Annotated in this window: 23 protein-coding genes and 2 tRNA genes; 18 read left to right on the top strand and 7 right to left on the bottom strand. The window is 45.7% G+C overall.

The features are described 5' to 3' along the window. Nucleotides 1-21: 21 nt before the first annotated feature. Together ACMXI2_RS23160 and ACMXI2_RS23155 are read left to right on the top strand one after the other, a co-directional pair. Nucleotides 22-1,647 carry a RagB/SusD family nutrient uptake outer membrane protein gene (locus ACMXI2_RS23160; protein WP_483778425.1) on the top strand — a complete coding sequence of 542 codons (1,626 nt, stop codon included), beginning with the start codon at nt 22-24 and terminating at the stop codon, nt 1,645-1,647. A 37-nt stretch (nt 1,648-1,684) separates the two neighbouring features. Then, nucleotides 1,685-3,082: an alpha-L-fucosidase gene (locus ACMXI2_RS23155; RefSeq protein WP_483778424.1), complete on the top strand. Its 1,398-nt coding sequence runs from the start codon at nt 1,685-1,687 to the stop codon at nt 3,080-3,082. A 65-nt stretch (nt 3,083-3,147) separates the two neighbouring features. On the opposite strand, the gene ACMXI2_RS23150 is transcribed toward ACMXI2_RS23155, so the two are convergent. The 3 genes from ACMXI2_RS23150 to ACMXI2_RS23140 all read right to left on the bottom strand — a co-directional run bounded on the left by ACMXI2_RS23150 (nt 3,148) and on the right by ACMXI2_RS23140 (nt 7,008). Then, nucleotides 3,148-4,749 carry an NAD(P)/FAD-dependent oxidoreductase gene (locus ACMXI2_RS23150; RefSeq protein WP_483778423.1) on the bottom strand — a complete coding sequence of 534 codons (1,602 nt, stop codon included), beginning with the start codon at nt 4,747-4,749 and terminating at the stop codon, nt 3,148-3,150. 288 nt (nt 4,750-5,037) lie between these two features. Next, nucleotides 5,038-5,886 carry a hypothetical protein gene (locus ACMXI2_RS23145; protein ID WP_483778422.1) on the bottom strand — a complete coding sequence of 283 codons (849 nt, stop codon included), beginning with the start codon at nt 5,884-5,886 and terminating at the stop codon, nt 5,038-5,040. 354 nt (nt 5,887-6,240) lie between these two features. Continuing rightward, the gene (locus ACMXI2_RS23140) at nt 6,241-7,008 is read right to left on the bottom strand and encodes a hypothetical protein (RefSeq protein ID WP_483778421.1); all 768 of its coding nucleotides are present in this window, start codon (nt 7,006-7,008) and stop codon (nt 6,241-6,243) included. A 125-nt stretch (nt 7,009-7,133) separates the two neighbouring features. On the opposite strand from ACMXI2_RS23140, the gene ACMXI2_RS23135 reads away from it, so the two are divergent. From ACMXI2_RS23135 to ACMXI2_RS23120, 4 genes are all read left to right on the top strand, one after another. Beyond that, the gene (locus tag ACMXI2_RS23135) at nt 7,134-10,328 is read left to right on the top strand and encodes a SusC/RagA family TonB-linked outer membrane protein (RefSeq protein WP_483778420.1); all 3,195 of its coding nucleotides are present in this window, start codon (nt 7,134-7,136) and stop codon (nt 10,326-10,328) included. 11 nt (nt 10,329-10,339) lie between these two features. Next, on the top strand, nt 10,340-11,770 hold the full coding sequence (locus ACMXI2_RS23130) for a SusD/RagB family nutrient-binding outer membrane lipoprotein (RefSeq protein ID WP_483778419.1): 1,431 nt from the start codon (nt 10,340-10,342) through the stop codon (nt 11,768-11,770). Nucleotides 11,771-11,957: 187 nt separating this feature from the next. Beyond that, nucleotides 11,958-12,566 carry a DUF6088 family protein gene (locus tag ACMXI2_RS23125; protein WP_483778418.1) on the top strand — a complete coding sequence of 203 codons (609 nt, stop codon included), beginning with the start codon at nt 11,958-11,960 and terminating at the stop codon, nt 12,564-12,566. Next, a complete protein-coding gene (locus ACMXI2_RS23120; RefSeq protein ID WP_483778417.1) occupies nt 12,559-13,611 on the top strand; it encodes a nucleotidyl transferase AbiEii/AbiGii toxin family protein in 1,053 nt (350 codons plus the stop codon). Before ACMXI2_RS23125 ends, ACMXI2_RS23120 begins: the two co-directional genes overlap by 8 nt. 62 nt (nt 13,612-13,673) lie before the next feature. On the opposite strand, the gene ACMXI2_RS23115 is transcribed toward ACMXI2_RS23120, so the two are convergent. From ACMXI2_RS23115 to ACMXI2_RS23100, 4 genes are all read right to left on the bottom strand, one after another. Beyond that, nucleotides 13,674-14,636, bottom strand: coding sequence for a Fic family protein (locus ACMXI2_RS23115; protein ID WP_483778416.1), 963 nt, complete (start codon nt 14,634-14,636; stop codon nt 13,674-13,676). Nucleotides 14,637-14,883: 247 nt separating this feature from the next. Beyond that, nucleotides 14,884-15,258 carry a hypothetical protein gene (locus ACMXI2_RS23110; protein ID WP_483778415.1) on the bottom strand — a complete coding sequence of 125 codons (375 nt, stop codon included), beginning with the start codon at nt 15,256-15,258 and terminating at the stop codon, nt 14,884-14,886. A gap of 10 nt (nt 15,259-15,268) precedes the next feature. Then, nucleotides 15,269-15,802: a DUF4468 domain-containing protein gene (locus tag ACMXI2_RS23105; RefSeq protein WP_483778414.1), complete on the bottom strand. Its 534-nt coding sequence runs from the start codon at nt 15,800-15,802 to the stop codon at nt 15,269-15,271. Nucleotides 15,803-15,979: 177 nt separating this feature from the next. Next, the gene (locus tag ACMXI2_RS23100; protein WP_483778413.1) at nt 15,980-16,363 is read right to left on the bottom strand and encodes a hypothetical protein; all 384 of its coding nucleotides are present in this window, start codon (nt 16,361-16,363) and stop codon (nt 15,980-15,982) included. Between the two features lie 112 nt (nt 16,364-16,475). On the opposite strand from ACMXI2_RS23100, the gene ACMXI2_RS23095 reads away from it, so the two are divergent. From ACMXI2_RS23095 to ACMXI2_RS23040, 12 genes are all read left to right on the top strand, one after another. Further along, complete coding sequence (locus ACMXI2_RS23095) at nt 16,476-16,736, top strand: hypothetical protein (protein ID WP_483778412.1); 261 nt, start codon at nt 16,476-16,478, stop codon at nt 16,734-16,736. Further along, the gene (locus ACMXI2_RS23090; protein ID WP_483778411.1) at nt 16,733-16,966 is read left to right on the top strand and encodes a hypothetical protein; all 234 of its coding nucleotides are present in this window, start codon (nt 16,733-16,735) and stop codon (nt 16,964-16,966) included. Before ACMXI2_RS23095 ends, ACMXI2_RS23090 begins: the two co-directional genes overlap by 4 nt. A gap of 154 nt (nt 16,967-17,120) precedes the next feature. Further along, on the top strand, nt 17,121-17,372 hold the full coding sequence (locus ACMXI2_RS23085) for a hypothetical protein (RefSeq protein WP_483778410.1): 252 nt from the start codon (nt 17,121-17,123) through the stop codon (nt 17,370-17,372). Continuing rightward, nucleotides 17,360-17,506 (top strand): hypothetical protein, encoded by a 147-nt coding sequence (locus ACMXI2_RS23080; RefSeq protein ID WP_483778409.1) that lies wholly within the window; start codon nt 17,360-17,362, stop codon nt 17,504-17,506. The genes ACMXI2_RS23085 and ACMXI2_RS23080 overlap by 13 nt, the downstream gene beginning before the upstream one ends. A gap of 337 nt (nt 17,507-17,843) precedes the next feature. Continuing rightward, nucleotides 17,844-17,941: transfer RNA gene (locus tag ACMXI2_RS23075), tRNA-OTHER, on the top strand. Between the two features lie 12 nt (nt 17,942-17,953). After that, nucleotides 17,954-18,025 (top strand) — tRNA-Cys (locus tag ACMXI2_RS23070). A 494-nt stretch (nt 18,026-18,519) separates the two neighbouring features. Continuing rightward, the gene (locus tag ACMXI2_RS23065; protein WP_483778408.1) at nt 18,520-19,347 is read left to right on the top strand and encodes a leucine-rich repeat domain-containing protein; all 828 of its coding nucleotides are present in this window, start codon (nt 18,520-18,522) and stop codon (nt 19,345-19,347) included. A gap of 55 nt (nt 19,348-19,402) precedes the next feature. Further along, nucleotides 19,403-20,380, top strand: coding sequence for a recombinase RecT (locus ACMXI2_RS23060; protein ID WP_483782408.1), 978 nt, complete (start codon nt 19,403-19,405; stop codon nt 20,378-20,380). A gap of 20 nt (nt 20,381-20,400) precedes the next feature. Next, nucleotides 20,401-21,780 carry a hypothetical protein gene (locus ACMXI2_RS23055; protein WP_483778407.1) on the top strand — a complete coding sequence of 460 codons (1,380 nt, stop codon included), beginning with the start codon at nt 20,401-20,403 and terminating at the stop codon, nt 21,778-21,780. After that, nucleotides 21,780-22,445 carry a PD-(D/E)XK nuclease-like domain-containing protein gene (locus tag ACMXI2_RS23050; protein WP_483778406.1) on the top strand — a complete coding sequence of 222 codons (666 nt, stop codon included), beginning with the start codon at nt 21,780-21,782 and terminating at the stop codon, nt 22,443-22,445. Before ACMXI2_RS23055 ends, ACMXI2_RS23050 begins: the two co-directional genes overlap by 1 nt. A gap of 153 nt (nt 22,446-22,598) precedes the next feature. Further along, nucleotides 22,599-23,288, top strand: coding sequence for a hypothetical protein (locus ACMXI2_RS23045; RefSeq protein WP_483778405.1), 690 nt, complete (start codon nt 22,599-22,601; stop codon nt 23,286-23,288). Further along, a complete protein-coding gene (locus tag ACMXI2_RS23040) occupies nt 23,285-23,539 on the top strand; it encodes a nucleoside triphosphate pyrophosphohydrolase family protein (protein ID WP_483778404.1) in 255 nt (84 codons plus the stop codon). Before ACMXI2_RS23045 ends, ACMXI2_RS23040 begins: the two co-directional genes overlap by 4 nt. Nucleotides 23,540-23,629 lie beyond the last annotated feature (90 nt).

Below are 23,629 nucleotides of genomic sequence, written 5' to 3'. Positions count from 1 at the left end.
TCACTGCAAAACAACAACAACATGAAACGACTACACATTATCACTATATTATGCGCCTGCAGCCTTCTGGCGGCTTGCTCTAAAAACTTCCTGGACCGTGCGCCGCTGGATCAATACTCTGATGACACCTACTGGACCACCGAATCGGATGCAGTGAAATTTGCCTCCAGGGTATATGAATTCCTTCCTTCCGCCGACTTTTTTGTTTGCTATGAAGGAATGAGCGACAACGCTTTTTCCAAAACAGCTTCCTGGGGTAATACCCTTCGCAATGCACAGCTGATTGGCAACAGCACGTTTGTAGCTACTACCGGTAATCTTGGCGACGAATGGAAATACGACCAGGTAAGACATTGTCTCGAATTCCTTGATCATGTGGACAAAGTACCCGATATGAATGAGGGATTAAAGAAAAGATTAAAAGCAGAAGTAAAGGTATCGCTGGCGTACCGTTATTTTATAATGGCTACGCTTTTCAGGGATGTGCCTTTGGTGACGAAAGTATTTGCTACTCCTGCGGAGTCGGACGTGCCGCAGGACAAGAAGGCCGCGGTGATTGCCCAGGCGATCAAATGGCTGGATGAAGCTGCACCGGATTTGCCGCCATCTTATACCGGCGACGATAAGGGACGCTTTACACAAGGCGCTGCCTGGGGACTGAAAGCCCGCGTGCTTTTATATACCGGCGACTATGCAGGTGCTGCCACTGAAGCAAAGAAAGTAATCGACAGCAAAGTGTATTCCCTGTACCCGGATTATTATAACCTGTTTCAGCAGGAAGGAGATTACTCCTCCGAAAGCATGATCAGCTATATCCATGTAAAGGAATTACGCCCTAACGGACTGCGTGATATTGCAGGTGTGAACTCTGTTTCCGGAGGTACGCTTTACCTGAATCCTTTGCCTTCGCTGGTAGATGATTATGAAAGCGCCGCCGGTTATTATCCTTATACAAAAGATCCTGCGTATGATGCGCATGCGCCGTGGAAGAACCGTGACCCGCGTTTAAACGCTACTATTTATTATCCCGGCAGCACGCTGGCAAATGATAAAATGTACGATCCTATTAACAGTGCGCTGGATAAAATAGGCGGCGATAAAGCTACGTATACCGGTTATGCGTTTAAGAAGATCTTCGATAAAACAGAGCTGGAATCCCGCGATAATGGTGGCAACGACTGGAAGATTCTTCGTTATGCAGAAGTGTTGCTTACGTATGCAGAAGCTGCGAATGAAGCCACCGGGCCATCTGCAGATATTACCAATGCCTTGAATGAAATCAGGCGTCGTGCCGGCATGCCCGATGTAGCTGCTACTTTCGCGCTTAATGGATGGAGTATGAGCAAAGAAACGCTGCGTACTTTTATCCGTCATGAGCGCCGGATAGAGCTGGCTGGTGAAGGACACCGCTACTTCGATATTTTGCGCTGGAGGATTGGCCAGCAGGTGTTGAACGGACCTATTTATACTATAGATGCATCTGCCGGGTTAACAGCTATTCCTGCTACCGGTGGAAAAACCAATAAGTATCCTAAAACAAAGCTGGAAGACAGGCATTTCAGCACGGATAAATTTTATGTATGGCCCATACCACAGGGCATACTGGATCAGGGCCGCAAATTGGTGCAGCAACCTGAATGGAAGTAAGTACGTTTTATTCTTTTATATTTTAACTCATTAGCTTGTGAAAAAGAACCAGGTTATCAGCATTTTGGCGGCAGTACTGTTACTCGTAACGGGGCGGGCCGGCGCCCAGCAAACCATGTCGCTGCCTGCATTGCAGCAGCAGTTTGTGGATCTGCGTTTTGGTATGTTCATTCATTTCAATATCCCTACTTTTATGGATGATGACTGGGCCGATCCGGAAGCATCCCCGGCTATTTTTAATCCGAAAAAACTGGATTGTAATCAATGGGCGGCAGCGGCCAAATCGGCGAACATGTCTTATGGTTGTTTGACCACCAAGCATCACAGCGGGTTTGCCATCTGGGATACCAAAACCACTCCTTACAATGTGATGAACAGTCCGTTGAAAAGGGATGTGGTAAAAGAGTATACCACTGCTTTCCGTGCGAAAGGACTGAAGGTGATGTTGTATTATTCCATCCTGGATACGCATCATAAAATCAGGCCGGGACAAATTACAAAGGAGCATATTAAGATGATCAAGGCGCAGCTCACCGAGTTGCTCACCAACTACGGCGAAATTACCGCGTTGATCATTGACGGCTGGGACGCGCCGTGGTCGAGGATTTCCTATGATGATGTTCCCTTTGAGGAAATTTATGGACTGATCAAAAGGCTGCAGCCTAAGTGCCTGGTGATGGATCTGAACGCCGCGAAGTATCCTGCGGAGGCGTTGTTTTATACGGATATCAAATCGTATGAACAGGGGGCAGGTCAGCATATTTCAACTGATAATAACCGCTTGCCGGCATTGTCTTGTTTGCCTATTAACAGTGCGTGGTTCTGGAAAGCAGATTTCCCCACTACGCCGGTGAAGAGCGTGGACCAGCTGGTAAATGAAAACATTGTTCCTTATGGTAAAGCGTGGTGTAATTTCATTTTAAACGTAGCGCCTAACCGCGATGGCTTAATCGACAACAATGCGTTGGAAGCATTAAAGCAGATCGGGAAACAGTGGAAAAATGACGGACCGGTAGCGGCATTGCCTGTGTATGCATCTCCCATTATTTCCTCCAACATTGCCAAACACCAGGCGGCCAATTCCAGCTGGAGCAGTGACATGAACATCATGGATTTTGCGAATGATGATAGTTTCAGAAGTACGTGGCAGTCGAACCGTGCGGTAAAGCAGCCCTGGTTTGAAGTGGAGTTTGACAAACAGCAGGGTTTTAACATGATTGTGATTACGGAAGACAAAGCGCGTATTAAGCAATACAGGTTGGAATATAATGAGAACGGGGAGTGGAAGCCATTGCCATCAGCAGGGGAGCATGCGGGGCGTGTGAGGATTCACCGTTTTCCGCGTGTATGGGGTAATAAAGTGAGGATACTGATAGACGATTACACTGAAACGCCCGCGATTGCAGAGTTTGGCGTGTATAACGAGAAACGGTAACCATTGATTTTATCTGCAGACTTTGTTCCTGGAGATAGTTTCCAGGAACAAAGTCTGCGGATTTTTTATTTTTTCTCTTCATGATATTCCTGTTCTGTGTTGATAGACCAGATGTTTGATTTGGTAACAATGCCGTTTGCGATATTATCTACAGCTACCATTGCGGTGAGCATAGAGTGATCGGAGTTATTGTATTTGTGCATACCGTTGCGGCCAACGAGGAACAGGTTTTCGAAGGTATCTATATAGCTTTTCAGTTCTTCAAAGCGGGCATAGGTACCCCAATAGGCGGGGTATGTTTTTTCCATTCTGAGCACGGTGGCATCCAGCACATCCGCTTGTTGCGCCAGTCCTATTTTACAGAGTTCCGTGATGGCGGTTTGCCTGATTTGTTCATCTGCGAGTTCCCAGAAATCATCGCCTTTATTGCAGAAGTATTCCATTCCCACCCAGGTAGTGTCGGGGTCTTTCACCATGTAGGGGCTCCAGTTATTGAATAGTTGGAGGCGTCCTACTTTCACATCTTTTTCCTGGATATAGATCCAGGTGTCTTTCAGTTCCAGTGGTTTATGTTCGCCGGTTTTTTTATCCGCGAAACTGAGGTTTTTTAGTAAGATGCCGATGGTGATAAAGTCGCGGTAATGTAATCCGGCGGCGATTTCCCGGACATTGCCCGGTACATTTGCTTCCAGGCCGGCTACCAGTTCTTTGATGGGCATGGTAGAAAAGAAGTAGTCGCCTTCCAGCAGTATTACTTCGCCGGTGGTGCGGTCCAGCGCTTCGATGGCGGTGATGTGATTACCGGAGGAATGGATCTTTTTTACATCGTGTTGCATGAGTACGGTGCCGCCTTTGTTGATTACCTGGTGGGCTACTTCTTCCCAGAGCTGGCCGGGGCCGTGTTTGGGGTACAGGAATTGTTCGATGAGGCTGGTTTCTACATTTTTTTGTTTCAGATCTTTTGGTTTTCCTGCTTCGATGGCGGATTTTACCGCATGCGAAATGGCTTTTCCGATGGAGATGCCTTTGATCCTTTGTGCGCCCCATTCAGCAGAAATGGCTTTACAGGAAACGCCCCATACTTTTTCTGTATAGTCTTTGAAGAAGAGGTGATACAAGGTAAGGCCGAAACGGTTTACCATGAAGTCTTCCAGCGACTTTTCATTTTTCCTGGGGAAGATCTGCGCCCACAGGTACGACACCATGATACTGATGGTGGTGGAGAAGCCCAGTTTGCGGAGGGTATCTACCGATAGCTGAATGGGATAGGTAAAGAATTTGTGCAGGAAATAGATGCGCGACAGGCGTTTTCTTACCAGCATGATGAGGTCGGGATCGGGAGCCACGAGGGTATCGGTGTTGTTGCTGTTGCGGGAAGCTTTTACTTCTTTTGTTTTTTGCTGGTAGCTGATAGAGAATATTTCTGCGGCTTCTTTATCCAGCGGCATCATGTTCATCCACCAGTCCATTACGCGGTCTGATTTGGAGAAGAAGCGGTGGCCTCCGATATCGATGCGGTTACCTTTATAGTTTACAGTTTTGGAGATCCCGCCGATATCTGTGCTTTTCTCCAGTACAATAGGGGTGATACTGGTGCGCTGTAGTAGTTCATAGGCAGCAGTGAGGCCTGCAGGGCCAGCGCCAATGATGATAGCTTTCTTTTGCATGAGCGAATGAGGTTATTGAATAAATGGTTCTGAGGTGAGCTGTTGTGCAATTACCTGTTGGAAACGGCCTGCCGGAGAGGCATTCCCCGGGCCAAAAAATGGTGGAAGCTGTTAGTCAGTGGCATAGTAGAAAAATGGTTTTACTCCAGGTATTTCCGGGCAAGGGAATTACCTGTTTTTTGAGGGTGTATATAAATATGGGTTAGCAGCAGATAATGAAGGCTGCCCGCACTATACAAGTATAGACGATGTTACTGAAATGCGATGGCAGCAATAAAGGTTAGCGGTTCAGAATTTCCATTTATAAAAATTGATGGGAGCATATTTTCCTTCGCTGATGGTAACATATCCGCTGTTGTCTGGCAGGATGGTGATGCCTTCACCTTGTTTTTCGATTACGTAGGGGAGTTCTTTTGCAGGTTTTGACATGGCTTGTTCCACGCTTTCGTTGGTATTGCGGCGCCAGTAGTAAACGGTGGTGAGGGTTTTAATCACGATGTGGTGTCCATCTTTGGAAATATCGCCGGAGGTGACCCAGGTGTAGGGGAGTTTTATTAATTTCTCGAGGGTGTCTTTATCGCCGTCTTTGAAGAACAGCTGACTTGTTTTATAGAGGCTTATTTCTTTTTCTCTTTTGCTGAGGATATAGATTTGTTTGCTGATGGGATCAATCATGAGCGACTCTGCATCGCGGGGGCTGTTGGGGTAGTGCAGTTTGAGTACATCCGGGGTAACTTCGATGTGTGCAGCGGGGAGTTTATCAGGCTCCCGGAAGCGGTAAATGCGGATATGATCCCGTTCGCCGGAGTTATCGCCGATATCGCCAACGTATACATAATGCTTGCCTTTTTCCGGTCCGATACCTTCCGCAATATCTTCCCAGTCGCGGTTACCTGCACCGGTGAGTTTCACGGTGCTGATCAGCGCTGCTTTGCTGTTGATCAGGTATATTTCGGGTTTATTGCCGCTGTCGTTGTGGGTCCAGTAGCAACCTTTCAGGGTGGTGCTGGAGGCGATACCGGAGGCTTCTTTGATTTTATCTGTAGACAGGGAGCCGAGTGCCACCGGGGCAACGGTTTGTGCCAGGGTGGTGACGGACGACAGGAGTATGAGTATATAAATGGTGATATAGCGCATGCGTTAAATTACGGAAAAGTGTGGAATTAATAAGTGTATACGTGGGAGTTATACAGGAGTGGCTTAGGAGTCGCTGTGCAGTGGCTTAGGACATACAGTAACTATGCAGGAGAGGTGGACTTGAAGCGGATTTTGTCTTTCCCTGGATTACGCTGATTATACTGATTACTTTTTTGATTGTGTTTTGTTTTGGATGGATTTTTTGGGTGATTATTGGTAGTTCAACGGGTGATTTTTGTTTTTTTATGGATTTTTATTGTTGATGTGATACCAGGACGCATGGCGATTCAGGAGTGCGATGGCTCCGGGGGTTTAAAGACGATATTTCATGGATTGTTTAGGCAGTGGGGATACTCATTCCCGCTGCCATTTATTGGCGGTGCGCGGTACCGGTGATCCTGGAGTTTTCGCGGGCCTGTAAGGTAGTACCTTCCTGACATCCGGTATGTGCTGTTTCCTTTTTGCTGTTTCTTTTTTGGTTGCCGGCGTGGCGACGAACATAATATCGGCAGCCATGAAGCGGCGGTCTCCAACGGGATCGGCTCCTTTCCACGCGGTTACCTGCAATACTACTAACAGCGTTCCTTTTCCGGGGACGGATGCGTTCAGCGCTGCTCCATTGAAGGGGGCATTCAGATCCACTTTTATGGTAGTGGAGAGCTGCCTGATGATCCGCCGTTCCACGAAGCTGATGCGTGTAGCCATCACCGTTATTTCCAGGTGCGTAATGGCGCCCTGCGGCGATAATGTTTGAGCCGGTATTTTTAATATACCGTTCTGCATGACCGGTTGCAGCCAGAAGAATTTATCGATCCCGGTGTGCTTATTGAACCGGAAGCCTTCGAGGTGTTTCCACTGGTCTTTCCCGGCGGTGATCAATACTTTATTGAGGCGGTTCACGAGGGAGCCGTCGCAATTAATTTCCAGCTGAGGCGTAATAGCCTGCCGGATGAGTTTTGCCTTCCTGCTGGCGATCCCGAAATTGCGGGATGCCTGCCGGGTAGCGGCAGTTTGTTTTACAGTGACCGGCATGGTGCGTACAAAATAGCTCCCATTTCTCCGGTAACCGATCACATTATCCAACTTACCGGTGAATTGGAATAACCCAGTTTGTTTTGCCATATCGATTTGTTTTTACTGAAAATACGAAGAAATGGCGAGATGTGAGCTTTCCCGTGCTATTGACATTAAGAGATTAATATGCTATTTTGTATAGTATATCTTAACCAAAATCTAACCTCTATTCAATGAAAAAACTCCTGGCTATCCTATTAGTGTACTGTGCCATATCCTTACCCTCCATCGCGCAAACAGGTATTATTACCGGTAAGGTAACAGGTGAAAAAGGTGAAAGCCTGCCTGGCGTGAGCGTACAGATCAAAAACACTAATAAAGGTACTTCAACAGACACCGATGGAAACTTCCGGCTGGATGCCGGCAACACCGATGTAACACTGATTTTCCGCCTGGTAGGGTATCTCACAACAGAAGTAAATACCAGTGGAAAAAGCGCCATTACCGTTACACTAAAACAGGACACCCGGAACCTGGATCAGGTGGTGGTTACTGCGTTGGGCATCTCCCGGAAAGAAAGAGCAGTAGGTTACTCGGTACAGGAAGTAAAAGGGAGCAACCTTACGCTTACGAAAGAACAGAACGTACTGGGCTCCCTGGCGGGTAAAATAGCGGGCGTGCAGGTGGTAGGTTCATCCGGCGCCAGTATGGGCGGTACACAGAAAATAAAGCTGCGGGGAATCAACTCTATCAACGGGCAGGAAGAACCATTGATAGTAGTGGATGGAACGCCCATTTCCAATAATAACTTTGCCGGCAGAAACGGACCGGATCTGGGAAACCTGGCGCAGGACATCAACCCGGAGGATATTGAGTCCGTGAATGTGCTGAAAGGCCCGGCAGCTTCCGCATTATATGGATTGAGAGGGCAATATGGCGTGATCCTGATTACCACCCGGCAAGGCGGTCGTAAAGGAAACAGGAAGGTGGCGGTGGATGTTAATTCCGCTTTTTCTGTGGAGAAAGCAGGCAATTTTATGCCGTTGCAAAATATCTATGGGGCGGGCAGCAGTCAGCAGTTCAGTACCATTACCGTGAACGGGCAATCGCAGTTAGTGGCTTCCGGTACCGATGAAAGCTGGGGGCCGAAAATGGATGGCACACCAGTAAGACAAATGTATAGTTTCTACCCGGCAGATCCTGACTATGGCAAGCTGACGCCGTTTAGCCCGCATCCCGATAATATCAAGGATTATTTTGTAACGGGTACTACTTTCAATAACAACATCAGTATGTCTGGTGGCGGTGAAAATACCACTTTCCGGTTGTCGTTCAATCACACTGATATCAAGGGTATTGAGCCTAATACCTATCTTAAAAGAAATAATTTCGGCTTTAATGGTTCGCTGAATCTGACGCCTAAATTAACCGTGTCTACCAGTTTCAATTATGCCAACAATAAGGGCCAGCGCCCGGCTCAGGGCTATTACCAGGGCTCGCGTAATTTTTATCAGTGGTTTGAACGGTCGCTGGATATGAATAAGCTAAAGCAGTATAAATATCCTGATGGTACTTTTTATCACTGGAATCATGAAGATATTGATGATCCTGATTTTCTGAAGAAGCCGGGCAGCGACTGGAACAACCCTTATTTTGAAGCATACGAAAATCTTAATCACGATACGCGCGACCGCTTCTTTGGTAATGTGGGCCTGAGCTATGATGTATTGCCAGGACTGAAAGTAAGCGGCGCCGTGAGAGGGGATATGTATACGCAGAGCATCGATCAGCGTAAGGCATACGGTGGCAGGGATATCAACGAATACTACGAAGCGAAGTTTGAGAATAAGGAGATGAACTACGAGATACTGGCTCAGTATAACAAAACATTTGATAAACTGAGTTTGAATGCCAACCTGGGCGGTAACCTGCTTACGCAACGGTATAACGGCATCCAGGGCAGAACGCAGGGTGGTTTATCTGTTGTTAATTTCTATAATCTTTCTGCTTCCATCGACAGGCCGGATGTATCCAACTATCTCCGAAGGAAGGAGGTGCGCAGTGCGTTTGCGGCTGTTTCACTGGGTTATGATAATATTTATTACCTCGATGCCACGGTGCGTAATGATATTTCTTCAGCACTGCCGGCGGGTAATAATTCTTACTGGTATCCATCTGTATCTTTCAGTATGGTGTTCAGTGAACTGCTGAAGTGGGAGCCGCTTTCCTATGGAAAGGTCCGCATCAGTTTGGCAAAGGCGGGATCGGACCTCGATCCTTACCAGATCTACGAGTCGTATATATTGGAAACGCCGTATAAAGGACGTGATGATAATACCTATTTACCCATGCACCTGCCTACCACGCTCAATAACCCGGGGATCCGGCCATCGTTGGGTAATTCCTTTGAAACCGGTTTGGATCTGAAGGTGCTGAATAACCGCTTAGGGCTTGCATTTACCTATTACAACCAGCAGAATATTGACCAGGTGCTGAGCATCCCCGTATCAGGCGCTATTGGCTATGAGAATACGATTATCAATGCCGGGAAGATCCAGAACAAAGGTGTGGAGCTGAGTTTGAATGGCACACCGGTACAAACAAAATTCTTCCACTGGAACTCTACGCTGAATGTAAGCAGGAACAGGAGCCTGGTGAAGGAATTGTATCCGGGCATTAACACCCTGCAGCTGGATGCGAATACCTATTCAAGAGTGAGCGTTTACCTGAATGCGGATGTAAACGCCACTTTCGGCACACTGGTAGGCAATGCTTACCGTCGTGATACCAAAACGGGCAAGATACTACTGGATGCAGCCAACTTGCCGATGTTTGAAGAGAACCACGACTTTGGCAGCGTGGTGCCGGATTTCACCGGGGGATGGCTGAATACGTTCCGTATTGGCCGGTTCGATGTATCGGCTATGATCGATTTTCAGTCGGGCGGACAATTTTTCAGCTGGACAAAAATGCTGAGTGTTAAATCAGGTCAGGCTGAAGAAACAGCTGCCATTAACGATAAAGGAAAGAATGTACGTGATCCGCTGGCAGATGGCGGCGGCGTAAAAGTAAATGGTATTTCCAGCGTTACGGGGGAGGAAGTAACTGCTTATGTAGACGCAAAATCGTATTACCGTACCGTGCTTGGCACATCGGTATATGAAGAATGGTTGTATGATGCCAGCTATATTAAGATGAGAGAACTTCGTATAGGCTATACCTTTACCCGCGAGGTGCATAAGAAAATGCCTTTCAACAGTATCAATGTAGCGCTTATTGCGCGCAATCCTTTTATGATATACCAGCAGGCGCCCAAAGGACTTGATCCTTCCGAACTCTCCACAGGGCGGTCGTCTATCAGCTGGCTGGAAACAGGGCAATTAGCCTCCACCCGTTCGTTTGGTATCAATCTTAATATTTCTCTGTAAACCAGATTATCATGAAAAAGCTATTATATATTATTATCGTATTGGCGTTTACGTTAGTATCCTGCACCAAGTTTTCAGACAACATCAACCGCGACCCGAATCAGCCGGATACTTTTTCCAATCCCAAGCTGCTTACCTATGCCATCCTGAGAATGGATACTACCACGGCCACTCCTTACGGATTATTATATGTGCAGCATCTTTCGGAAAAAGTGTATACAGATGCCTCCCGTTATATCAACATCTCCTTTGAATTTTCCAGCTTTTATGCCGATGCGCTGATGAACCTCAGCAAGATCATCAACACCGTTCATTTTAATGAAGATGAAGGATCGGCCAATAACCAGAAAGCAGTAGCGAGGATACTCCGGGCTTACTTCTTCTGGTACATCACCGACCGCTGGGGAGATGTGCCTTACAAAGAAGCATTGCAGGGACGGGATAAAATAAATCCCGCTTACGACAGCCAGAAAGATATTTATACAGATCTGTTCAAAGAACTAACCGAAGCCGCCGCCCAGCTGGAAAACAGCAAAACAGCCGCAGCAGGAGATGTGCTGTATTATGGCGATATCAGTAAATGGAAACGGCTGGCAGGCACCCTGCATGCACTCATGGCGCTGCGGTTGTCGAAAGTAGATCCCGCCTGGGGCAAGCGTGAATTTACGACCGCACTAACCGATGGCATCTTTACCAGTAACGACGACAATGCCATTTCGCAACGCCTCGGTGAGGCAGCTTACCAGAACTATTGGTACTACGTGTATTCCGTGCAGGGCCGCAGATGGTACTGCATCAGCAAGCCACTCGTAGACTATATGAAGCCGCTGGCCGATCCCCGTTTGAAAGTATATGCAGGCACCACCGGTAGCGGCGATTATGTAGGCATGCCTTACGGCCTGCAGGGAAACGAAGCGCAGAATATCCCCGCAAGCAGCGTATCCTTCCAGGGGACGGCTATACGTAAACAGGATGCCACTGTTTACCTGGTGACATATGCACAGGCACTGTTTGCCCGCGCAGAAGCCGCGAAACTGGGATGGATCAACGGTGGCGATGCAGCAGCATTACTGGATTACAACGCCGCTGTTACCGCATCTATTAATCAGTGGACAGGTTCTTCCGCCGGCGTTACCGCCTACCTTGCCCGCCCGGAAGTAGCGTATAATGCCACTACCGCGATTAAACAGATTGCTTACCAACGTTGGGTGCATCTGTATATGAACGGTTATGAAGCATGGGCAGAATGGAGAAGAACAGGCTATCCTGAGCTAACGCCTGCACCGGATAATAATAACATCCCTATTCCCCGGAGGCAGGGATACCCGCTTTCAGAGCATAATGTGAATACGAAGAGTGTGGATGATGCGGTTGCCGCACAGCCGGGGTTGCATGGTAAGGATGATTTGACGGGGAGAGTGTGGTGGGATGTGGAGAGGTAGCGGGGAGTTGCCTTGTACTTTGTTTGTAAAAATCAATTAGTTGTGTAACTAATTGGTTTTTATTCTTTTGGTGAAGAATTTATTTCGTAAATTTGTTACCTTTTTGTGTTGTTTTTGTAACTAACTTTGTTACCTTTTTTTTTAAAAAGGTAACATTTTTGGAAGCTTTTCGGTATATTTGCGGTATATGGGAAGTATTCAGACCAATATTGAGCATAAAATCTCTCATCTTAAAAAAGGGAGTCTCATTTTTCCTGCTGATTTCAGGGGAGAGGGTTCAAGTGCTGCCATTAAAATGGCATTATCCCGGCTCACAGCAAAGGGTAAGTTAAAGCGACTTTCTCATGGGATTTATTATGTTCCCAAACAAGATCGTGTATTTGGGGAATTATATCCAGATCCCGAAAAGGTAGCAGAAGCTGTGGCGAAGAAAGAAAAGGTACGTATCAGGCCAACAGGTTCCCAGGCGTTGCACAAATTAGGACTTACTACCCAGGTGCCAACTAAAATGACATATTTAACAGACGGGGAACGCAGGCAAATAAAAATGGGCAATTTGTATATTGAGTTTAAACCTACTACTCCCAAAAAGATGGCATTTGAGGGTGAGTTAAGTAGCCTTGTTATACTAGGTCTTATAGAAATTGGAACTAAGAATCTCTCAGCAGAATTTGAAAAAAGAATAAAGGAAATTCTTCAAAGCGAAAAAAGCGAGGCGCTGACCAAAGATCTGGCTTTAGCCCCTGCCCAGGTTTATGACTTTATTGTACATCTATTAAGCGATTCGCATGATTGAATGGCTACATCTTACAGATACCCAAAGACGAACTTCACTTAACCAGGCTGCGGTTAAATCGGGGGTGATTCCTGTTGCAATTGAAAAGGATTGGTGGGTAACCCTTGTACTTAAAGCACTTTTTACAACTCCCAATGAAGGACATTTTATTTTTAAAGGTGGTACATCGTTAAGTAAAGGGTTTGGATTAATTGAACGTTTCTCAGAGGACATAGATATAGCCCTGTCCCCGGAGGCTTTTGGTAAAAAGTATAAAGATGAGCCTACCCACAGGTATGTAAAGGGTTTGAAAAAAGAAGGATGTACATTTACTACCGGTACTATAATTAAAGAATTGGCTGTTAGTCTGCAACAGGCAGGATTAGATCTTGCCACCATTGAAATGTTCGCGGAAGCAATAGATCCTCTGATGAGGGACAAAGACCCGCAAACAATTTATCTACGGTATCGCTCTTTATTTGAGCCCCACCCTTATTTGAAGAATGAAGTAAGGATTGAGTTTAGTGTAAGATCTCTGACTGAGCCATTTGAGACCGTGGACATTCAATCTCTTCTTTGGCAACATTTTCCTAATCCCATATATGCGGAGCAGTTGTCTAAAGTAAGAGCTACCCATCCCATGAAGACGCTATTGGAGAAGATGTTTCTACTTCATGAAAAGTTTCAAATTATCAATCAAAGACAGATTTCACCTGAAGATGTTAAGCTGGAACGCGGCTCCAGGCATTTATTCGATCTGATCAGAATGGATGACAAAGGAATTGCAGATCAGCTTTTGACTGATCCACAATTTTATGAAAAATTATTATTGCACCGACGATACTGGATACGTCAAAAGGGAGTGGACTATGATAAACTTCAGCCGGCAACTTTAAACTTTAGACCTCCGGCAGAAATTTTAGAAGTTTATCGGGCCGACTATACGACTATGCGCGCTGAAATGATATATGGTAAGTCGGAGGATTTTGATTCCCTCATTCAAAGACTGAACAATTTAAACGACAAAATTAATAGGATGGTATTACCATCTACGGTTCTGCCTTAATGCGATTATTCATTATTGGTTTTCATGGTTGCGATCAAGATATGTGAAATGGATTGTCATTTTCAATACTTCTTAAATCTGTAAACCGCTGTGTTCTTATCTCCCGTTTTCCCTAAAATACCAGCTTCCACCGCTTCTTTCAGATCCCGGCTTGCGGTGGCAACTGATATGTTTTTGAAATTCTCCAGATAATCTTTCCTGGAAAAAGAGGTATCCTTTATTAACGCTGCAAATTGTGCGATCCTGTCTTTCCCTTTTATAGGAAGCAACTGATTCAGTGATAATTCGTTCAATGCTTCTTCTATTACCGCCAGCATAAATTCAATAAACACAGTGGAATTTCCTGATTTGTCTGCAATGCTGAGTGCCTTATAATAGTCGGCCTGCCGTCTTTTTACCACTGTTTCAATTGGAAGAAACTCAAAGATGGGGTAATGATCTTTGAGGATAATGGTTTGCCAGAAACGTCCCATTCTCCCATTTCCGTCGACGAAAGGATGGATGAATTCAATTTCGTAATGGAAAACGCAGCTTTTAATTAAGAGCAGATCCTCATTACTTTTTAAATAGGCAAATAACTCATTCAGCAATGGCTTTACCATTTGTCCCGGTGGGGCAATATGGGCTATTTTTGAGCCTTTCACTATTCCAACAGTCGTGCTTCGTATTTTTCCGGGAGCTGCAACAAGCCCCTGCATCAGTGTTTTATGGGCCTTCAGAAAGGAGGTTTGACTATTCGGTTTAAATTCATGAATAGCATCATACAATGCTATGGCATTTTTTACCTCCAGGATGTCTTTTTGCGGAGCTAGTACCCTTTTGTTGTTTAGGATAGCGGTTACCTGTTCTTCGGTAAGCGTATTGCCCTCTATTTCCAGAGAAGATTGTATGGTTTTAATCCGGTTGGTTTTCCTTAAAGTAGCAGGCGCCTTTTGTAAATGCGAGGCATTAATTTCCCCGATTTTCTCGGAAATGGACACAATGAGCTGAAGAATCCGATTGGTGATCTGATATGGAGGCGTCATTCTTAGTAGTATTTGATAGTATCACGTGATACTATCAAATGTAGATATTTTAACGCTACCAGCGAAAGATTCCGCAAATTATAGTATCACATGATACTATCACCCCAATAAAAAAAGTCCGCTATCAAAGCGGACTTTTTTTGTTGCCTGACCTGGATTCGAACCAAGACAAACAGAGTCAGAGTCTGATGGACCAACTTTTTAATTTATCAATGCTATTGATTATAAGCAACTAACAGATTTAATATTATTTATTTTTAGTCGTTTTTTTGGCGTTTGTGTTTTTGGGCTTGTTAAAGACAGCATTTTCGCGCTCACCCTCTTCCATCTTGACGATGGCGTACTTCAATATTTCCGAAACGGAGGCGTCTACCTTCGGTATAAGCTGGATGGATCCTGTCCCGAAAAAGACGTAATTCATATCCAGATTAAAGCGCTTGCCAAAATTTGACAACTGCTCAATCGTGAAATTTCTATGCTCTTCACGTCTGATCAGGTAGAACTGTTGAAAGCTCATACCGCCAGCTTTAGCGAACTCCGTATCATCGAGTATCTGACCACTTCGCTTTGCCGCCTCAGCGAACTTTAGAATGCGATTTGTTATTGCTCGAGTAATATCCATTATACTTCATTTACCAGTTTTCCTTTGATGTTGATACACTTCTTTCCATTTCTTTTTGAAACGAGGCCCCAAATGAAATAACATCTGACACGGCTATCGTTTTGATTGTATTCCAGCCCCGAAGAGTAAGGATCCCCCTACCGCAGTCCGGCTTTGCATTACTTAATAGTCCACCACTTCTTCCGTATTTATAAGCAGAATGGCTTATGTCTGATAACGCATATCTATATTTATTATCTTTAAATTCAATTGTCAACATAAAAGGAAAACTACCAGTGAAGTCGGTGCCTGGTTTAAATGCCCTTGCGCTATACGGGATAACGCCCTTGGCAATGATCTTCCCATTCTCTTTATCATCAAGTTGAATAACGTCCTTTGAGGATTTAAATAGTTTCGCAAGCGCAACCTTACTTCGGTTATATAATTCAGTTCGATCAGCGCCCTGAATTTCTATGATGTTGGACACTTCGTTTTTTAAAGTATCATATTTCTGAGCAGTAGATAAAAAAGGAACAAAGAGGAGTAGTAAAAAATAATGTTTCATATAGGCTGAGTAAATTGTTAATGCGTACATAGAATGCGCAGCGACGTTTTAGGTTTATTGCTGTTGTTTTGCTAATATTTTTAGTATTTTGTCATCCCTACAATTAGAATTCGAGCATGAAAAAGACGCGAGTGACTGTAAAAAAAACATCCAAAAGAAAGTCCAAACCAAAACGAACTACTTCGGAAGCCAAGTTTCCAGCCCACCTAAAATTGTACTGGCTCTCTTTATTATCAGAGCTTTCGCCTCCTTCGGACTGATTGCCTCCTTTTCGGCCTTAATTTCTGATACTTCTTCAAGCAGTGCCGCAAGCAAGGCCCTTTCGGGATTGGAATCGGCCCCAGGAGATGCGCCAAGCAGCTCATCCCGAAAGGTTTTTTTGAATAGGTTGATATGCTTTTCTGTAACATCCTTACCTGGTTCACCAAGCAAGTCAGATAGGTATGTCCTTTTTATATCTAGTTTATCCGCTATTTCTGCATTGGTTAGTCTTGTTCCATTGTTTTTAGCCCAGACTTTTAAAAGTTCAACCAGTTTTTTAAACTCTTTCTTGTGATCCATTTATTATAAGTATGAAATCTTTGAAGAATTTCTAAATTTCTATTTTTTAGACATTGTCTATTGTTTGTTCTAAAATTTAGACATAATATTGCAATAACAAAACGATACACAAATGTCAGACGCAAATATACCGAAAGGCAACAATGTTTCACACGTAGTAGTACGCATTTACGATACGTTAACAAAAAATGAAATATCTAAACTGCGCAAAAGGACAATTGGACACGGCAATATGAAGGCGTGTGTAGATGCAACTGGCATTACCCGGCAGACAATTTATAAGGCCATGCTTGGAGCTAACCTTTATAAGGAAACAGCTGATAAGCTTCGGGCATATATCAATCCTGCTGAAATCGTAAACGCACAGTCATGAATGATAAAGAAATTATTACCAGTCTGCAGCAGCGCGTTCGTGAGTTAAAGGTAACCGCTGGCATGATGGTAGAAGAAGCTACAATAATAGAGAAGGAGCTGGAACGTATCAACGCTCCGCAGGTGGGTGTTCCCGGCACTAAGTCCGGGAACACAGTCACCGAAGCGAGGATAGCAAAGATACGGGCAGCTACAGTCAGAACACTCGCTAACGCAGCAGCAAATTCTTAGATAACGCATAATCATTACCTCATAAACTTTATTTCAATGGAACTTTTCTTCTTATCCATTATGATTGGTTGCGCTGTTGTGGCTGCATTTGGCCTTGTGAAGTTGGCCGGCACTGGTTTCTTTACTGACTTTTTCACATCTAAAAAATAGTTCCATGCAAATCGATCAACTTCAGCTACTGCATATTCAGGCTGGTAAAGAGCTTCGGACCTTCCGTAATAGCATTAAACATGCTGATAATTACGAGGAGACAGCTACCATCTCTTTGGATAAAGATGATAAAGCATACTGTATCATTCAGGCCAACACTTACCGACAGGCTGCTGCAGAGTGCATGGAGAAGTACCAAGATTTGATGGAGAAAATTCTAACACTTTCAAACAGCTTTTTGTCATGGCCTGCTTAATCATCGGCGTGTTGCTTTTCATCGCCTTTATTTTATACGCCTTATACTGCCTGTGGCGGGGTATTCAAAACATTCAAAGCGAAGAACATGCTTATACATCTGATGATAGTGGCGATCCTGATTGGGATTTTTGAAACGGTGCATCCCGCAGGCCTTATCAGGAAAGCGTTTAGAAGACTTTTAGGTTAGGATAGTTTAAGATTTGCATAAACTTCACGACAGCGGGTGTCTACCCACAGTCGCTTTTACAAAGACATTTTAAAGCACCTCCTGGCGATAGCGGCCAGCCCAAACGGCTAAAAGTTCTTACAGCTTCCATAATTAGTAATGACCTGGTATTGAGGTGCTTTAATTTTTTTCATAGGTATAGGGATAAATAGGACAGTTCCGGCTGTATCCACAGCCGGACATTATTCATGGTTTTCATTGGGGTTTATAGAACGTAAGCCGGTCGCGTAAGAGCCGGCACACGATCGGGTGGCGAAATGGTAGACGCTAATAAGTCCGTCGTAGGATGGTGCGAAGATGGCGACGAATCCATCATGCAGGTTCGATTCCTGCCCCGATCACTCTTCCGGGTTACGGAAATAGTTCAACGGTAGAGCAGGCAGTCTGCACAACTGTCGATTCCGGTTCGATTCCGGTTTTCTGTACGAAAAAAACGAGAAAGCCGTCCTGCGTGAGTGGAGGCGCAAACACTATCAAATTCAGGATTGCAGTAGAAACGGGGGAAGTAATGCAGCCCCCACTCCTGCAACCACACACATTGTTTTTTTTTGAAAAGCCAGATACAGATACCGGATTCCTGCAGCGGTGTACCGGCCCGCCTTGTAGCCAGGTTAACTTTTAAATCAGCTCTATGAAGAGAAGCTACAGCGAGGTTCAGGCTTGCGACATTCCGCACCTGAGCGACGATGACGACGAAACAGTCGGCATCATTAAATAATAAACGGACAGTATTCGGAGACAGTAGCCGGTCGGTGATTTAACAGGAAGATGTTTGTGATTTTACCGACCGGTTTTAAAACATCATTATGAAAAAGTACAGCGTTTGGGCAGATGCAATACATGTGGTAATAGTAGTGGTATTGGCTTTTGCAATGTATAAAATCATAGACGCATTGATACTGCCAAAATAATTTTCAATATGAAAAATGATATTCAACAAAAAGCTGCAATTACAGAGCTGAAAAAATATTACACCCAGTTGCCGGACAACCTTTCGGTAGGTGGCCCGCTGGACCTCAGAGGCACACAGATCACCCAGTTGCCGGACAACCTTTCGGTAGGTGGCCCGCTGGACCTCAGAGGCACACAGATCACCCAGTTGCCGGACAACCTTTCGGTAGGTGGCCCGCTGGACCTCAGAGGCACACAGATCACCCAGTTGCCGGACAACCTTTCGGTAGGTGGCTGGCTGGACCTCAGCGGCACACAGATCACCCAGTTGCCGGACAACCTTTCGGTAGGTGGCTGGCTGGACCTCAGCGGCACACAGATCACCCAGTTGCCGGACAACCTTTCGGTAGGTGGCCCGCTGGACCTCAGAGGCACACAGATCACCCAGTTGCCGGACAACCTTTCGGTAGGTGGCTGGCTGGACCTCAGCGGCACACAGATCACCCAGTTGCCGGACAACCTTTCGGTAGGTGGCTGGCTGGACCTCAGCGGCACACAGATCACCCAGTTGCCGGACAACCTTTCGGTAGGTGGCTGGCTGTACCTCAGAGGCACACAGATCAAGCTTTCAAACTATTGGATTATTTCTGATGAAATTGGCAGTAGATCTGACGTGTCATACTATTCTGTAAAGGATAGATTCATTGTTTGCGGCTGTTTTAAAGGGAGTCTGGAAAGGTTTGAACAGCGGGTTCATAGTGTTTATCCTGAAGGCAATAAACATAGGATTGAATATGATGCTTTCATCGAAAAAGTCAAGTCTCAGCTTATCGCAAAAAAGATTCTCACAAAATAAAAGCCCGACGTGGCGCGCCGGGCGGATGATCATGTAAACGGAAGTAAACACTCTCATTAAAAACAAAAGTATGGAAAATAATAACAACAAGTCACAACTGATGGAGTTGATTCAAACAGCCTCTCCGTCCAAGTTAATCGAGGCGCCAGTGGTCGCAGATCGGTTCAAGGAGCTTTACAAAGTGATACACGGGATCCGTGATGCCCGTGTGGCAGAATCCTTTTATACCGCGGAAAAATTCCATTTCCTGAAAATGATTAGTGACAGTGAGAACCTGCAAAAATGCACGAAGCTCTCGTTATATGGCGTGTTCATGGATGTGGCAGTATCGGGGCTCAGCTTCGATCCGAGCATGAAACATCTGTATGTTGTTCCCTACAATGTGAATGTGGGAACAAGGGACAATCCTAAATGGGAGAAGCGCGCCAGCCTTCAGATTAGTGGTTATGGTGAACTTCTCCTTCGCCAGCTGCAGGGCCAAATTAAGTATGCCGATAACCCTGTCGTGGTTTACGATGGAGACGAATTTCGCTTTGGTAGTAAGAACGACCAGATAATCCTGGAGCACATGGCTACTATTCCTCGGAAAAGCGATAAGGTTATTGCCTGCTACATCCGCCTGGTTCGTCATGACGGCACGTCTGATTACAAGGTTATGGCGCTGGAGGATATTGAGAAGTTGCGCAAATTCTCTAAAGATCCTAACAGTAAAGCCTGGACAGATGGCATCAACGGCATGGTGGTGGCTAAGACGATTAAACACGCCTTTAAGAACTATCCGAAACTGCGCATGGGTGAGTTCTCTCAGCTGGCAAGCAACACTGTAGATGAGGGTACAGAAATTATCTCTACCTCTGACTACGGATTCGATACAGACACTCAACAAGCACTATCCGAAACTACTGCTGCTAATGGGTCCAGTATGACCGTAACGACCGGGAATGATCCGGTAAATGATTTCATGCAGGAACCTGAAATGCCACCCACTGCGGCAACGGCTGCGCAGCCAGCTGTGGGTGAGCTTGATTTTTAAACCCCTTAATAGTTTAAACGATGGAACAAACTACAGAAAATAACGAAGTAACAATATATAACCGGGCGATAGAAGCCTTTCGTGGTGGTGGCGAAATCCTGGCCCGCAACCAGGCAACGGTTTCAAAGGCAGTAGCTGCAGGACAGTCTATCCTGGCTAAAATCGACGGTAATGGCGGAAGACTTACACCCGAACTGGACGCTCTTTCAAATGACTATCTGGCTAAAATTTCCCAGCGAAAAAAAGAGCTGGAGGAAGCACGTAAGCCAGTAACGCAGATGATGGACGCTGTAAAGAAATTCTTCACTTCAGAGGAAGCAAAGCTGGACGTCACATCTGTTATCACAGTTCCATACCAGGTGCAACAGCATCGTAATGCCTTTGCAAAGGAGCAGGCCGAACTCGAAAAGAAACGGCAGGAAGAAGCCGCACGTATCGCCGCAAAAAACAGGGAAAGAGTGCAGCTCATTGCTACCATCGAAAGCCAGTTAAGCGAATACTGTAATAGCTATCTACTTAACTACAAGCAGCAGATGCAGGCTGGTTTCAATGCAATTACCCTGGAAAACTTTGAGGAGAAAGGCACGAAGCTGGGCGCCCTGCCATGCGTCTACAAGTTTGACCATTATACCGCTTTTGCTGCCAAATGCTCCGGTGCTTATCACACCGCTGATGAAATCCTTTCCCTCACTATCGAGGCGACTGATGGTAAGTATGCAGAATTTGCTACACGCTTTACAGCTGAAACGGAAGAGATGAAACGCCTGCTGGCTGATCGTCTGCCTTCAAAGAAAGCGGAACTGGAGGCAATTGCCGAAGCCGCCCGGAAGCGCCAGGAAGAGAATGAACGTGCCCGCCAGGAAGCCCAGAAGCGCCAGGAGGAAATCGATAAGGCAGCCGGGAAAAGGAAAAAGCAGCTTGAAGAAGAGGCGCGCATCGCCGCCGAAAAGGAAAGGAAGCGTCAGCAGGATCTCGAGGAGGAGCGTAAAAGGCAGGAGGCTGACCGTCAGCAGCGCGAAAAAGAAGAGCAGGATCGTATTACCCGCGAGGCCGAGGAGGCGAAACGCAAGGCCAAACAGGACATCGAGCTAAAGAAGGTATCCGGTGAAACAATGGTAATGTTTGAGCAGGAAGCCACTTTGGCTGAAGGCGCCTCCGCTTCCGAAGCGAGGCAAGGCTTTGAAATATCTGTGCAGCATGCAGCCGGATACGTACAGATATTTCAGTTCTGGTTCGAGAACGAAGGTAAGACCCTCGGCTTAGACAAGATCGGAAATACAAAATTAGACCAGATGAAGGCCTGGTGCGAAAAACATGCTCATAATACTGGTGAAGTGATAGACAGCAAGTTCCTGCACTATGAGCCTACTTACAAAGCCGTAAATCGCAAAACAAAATAATGAAAGACGCATACTACGGTAGACCAGAAGTTTCTAATAGTGATCTGTCCTGGCTTAAAAAGTACTGGCAGCCAGAAAGGATAGTCTATGACATTGAGCAGGCCTACCGCTTTGGAACACTGATCGATTGCATGATCACTGAACCCTTTAAGGTAGATTATTTCCAGTTCACCTGTGCTGGGGAGCGGTATCGCCGCGAAGACTTTGAGCGTGCGGAAGAGATGAAGAAGGCTTTCTACCGGGACCCGTTGTGCGCACAACTTGCCAACAAATCTTCGTTTCAAAAAATAAGTATCCGGAACGGTTTCCCTATTGAATACGGCTCTTTTGCCTTCACACTTGATGTCCGGTGTAAATGGGATTTGTTCATCGATGAATTTGATATGAGCGGGGATATTAAAAGCACTACCTCCACCACGCAGAAACAGTTTGAAGAGGCGGTGCGGCACTTTGATTACGACCGGCAGCGTGCATGGTATATGGATATTGAAGGCCGGAGTAACGATATGTTGATCGGCATAAGCAAAGTTAACTACAAGGTGTTTAAAGTACCAATCAAGCGTGGCGGTGAATTGTATAATGCCGGCAGGGAAAAGTACCAGGAGTTAGCCTTTAAATATGCTTATCTATTCAACGATGTACGCAGTTTCAAAAGAGCAGCATAGTGTCTTTCATGGCTTACCGGGGTATGCAGTACAAGGTGAACTGGTGAAGCTCATCGCTGATCATGGCAACGTCTGGATAGTTGAATCAAATGACAGGCGGTTTCCAGTTCAAACGAATCATATAATCAATCTTTCAACCGTAATCACAAAAAAATGGGAAGAAAAAAGAAAGAGCCATCAGTAATAGCCCTGATTGGCGGCAAAGGAAAAATTACCAGCTATACGCATACGCGCCTGGAAAAACTCGCGGAAAGTAAACTGGAGCCAAAGGCTATAGAAATTAAATCCGGCACTTTAAAGGACAATATGTTCTGTCACTATGGATATGACCATACTGTCGCCGCTAATACCACTGACAGTGTAAGTCGTAAAAGCGCCGTGCCGATCCACGATGATATGAAGATTGCCTTCCGTGATCTGAACGTGCACCTGGCTGTTATTTGCGAAGAGATTCATCCGGATGAGATTCCGGACATCGATAATTTGCCGGAAATAGATAAGGATCCTGACCTGACAGACGAGGACCATGACCCACTGGCCTTGAAGCTCTCCCAATTTTCTGTCGCTTCCTTCCGCGTCGTGGGTAATGGTGAGAATGAAGGAGTGATTCTCACCGGCCAAAAGCGCTTATCGACCAATGAGCATATCAAAATCGAAACACCTGTCACCAGGTACCAAGGGGACTATGCTTTTGTGAATGAGTTGCGTGTGGCCATCTTCAACCTGGTGGAAGAGATTGAGCAATATATGAATGGTAAGCAGGCGCCACCCCGACAGACAGAGATTGATTTCGGCGATGGTGGTATCGAGGATGCTGAATTTGAAAACGATGAGGATCTATGAGCAGTGGAATCCTGGATGATGTCCTGAAGGAACTGAAACGGGCCAAGAAGAAATTCCCTTCATGGCCCGATCATATCGCCGCCAGGGCGGGCATCGTCTGTGAGGAAGCGGGTGAGTTAATGCGGGCGGCACTTCAATATAAATACGAACGCAAGCTGGATGCAGAGGGCGAGAAAAAGCAGATCGACCAGATGCGCAAGGAGGCCATCCAGGTAGCGGCTATGGCGCTCAGGTTTTTAGAAAATTTATAATCACAAACAACTATTCGTTATGAAACTGAAAGAGTTTAATACTGAAAATACGATCAGTCGCACCACGAGCGCATATGTGGGGATCAACAC

Source organism: Chitinophaga sp. G7 BAM 1005 (assembly GCF_057126945.1).
The sequence above is the reverse complement of the archived record's forward strand: the minus strand, read 5'-3'. Positions and strand labels throughout refer to the sequence as shown.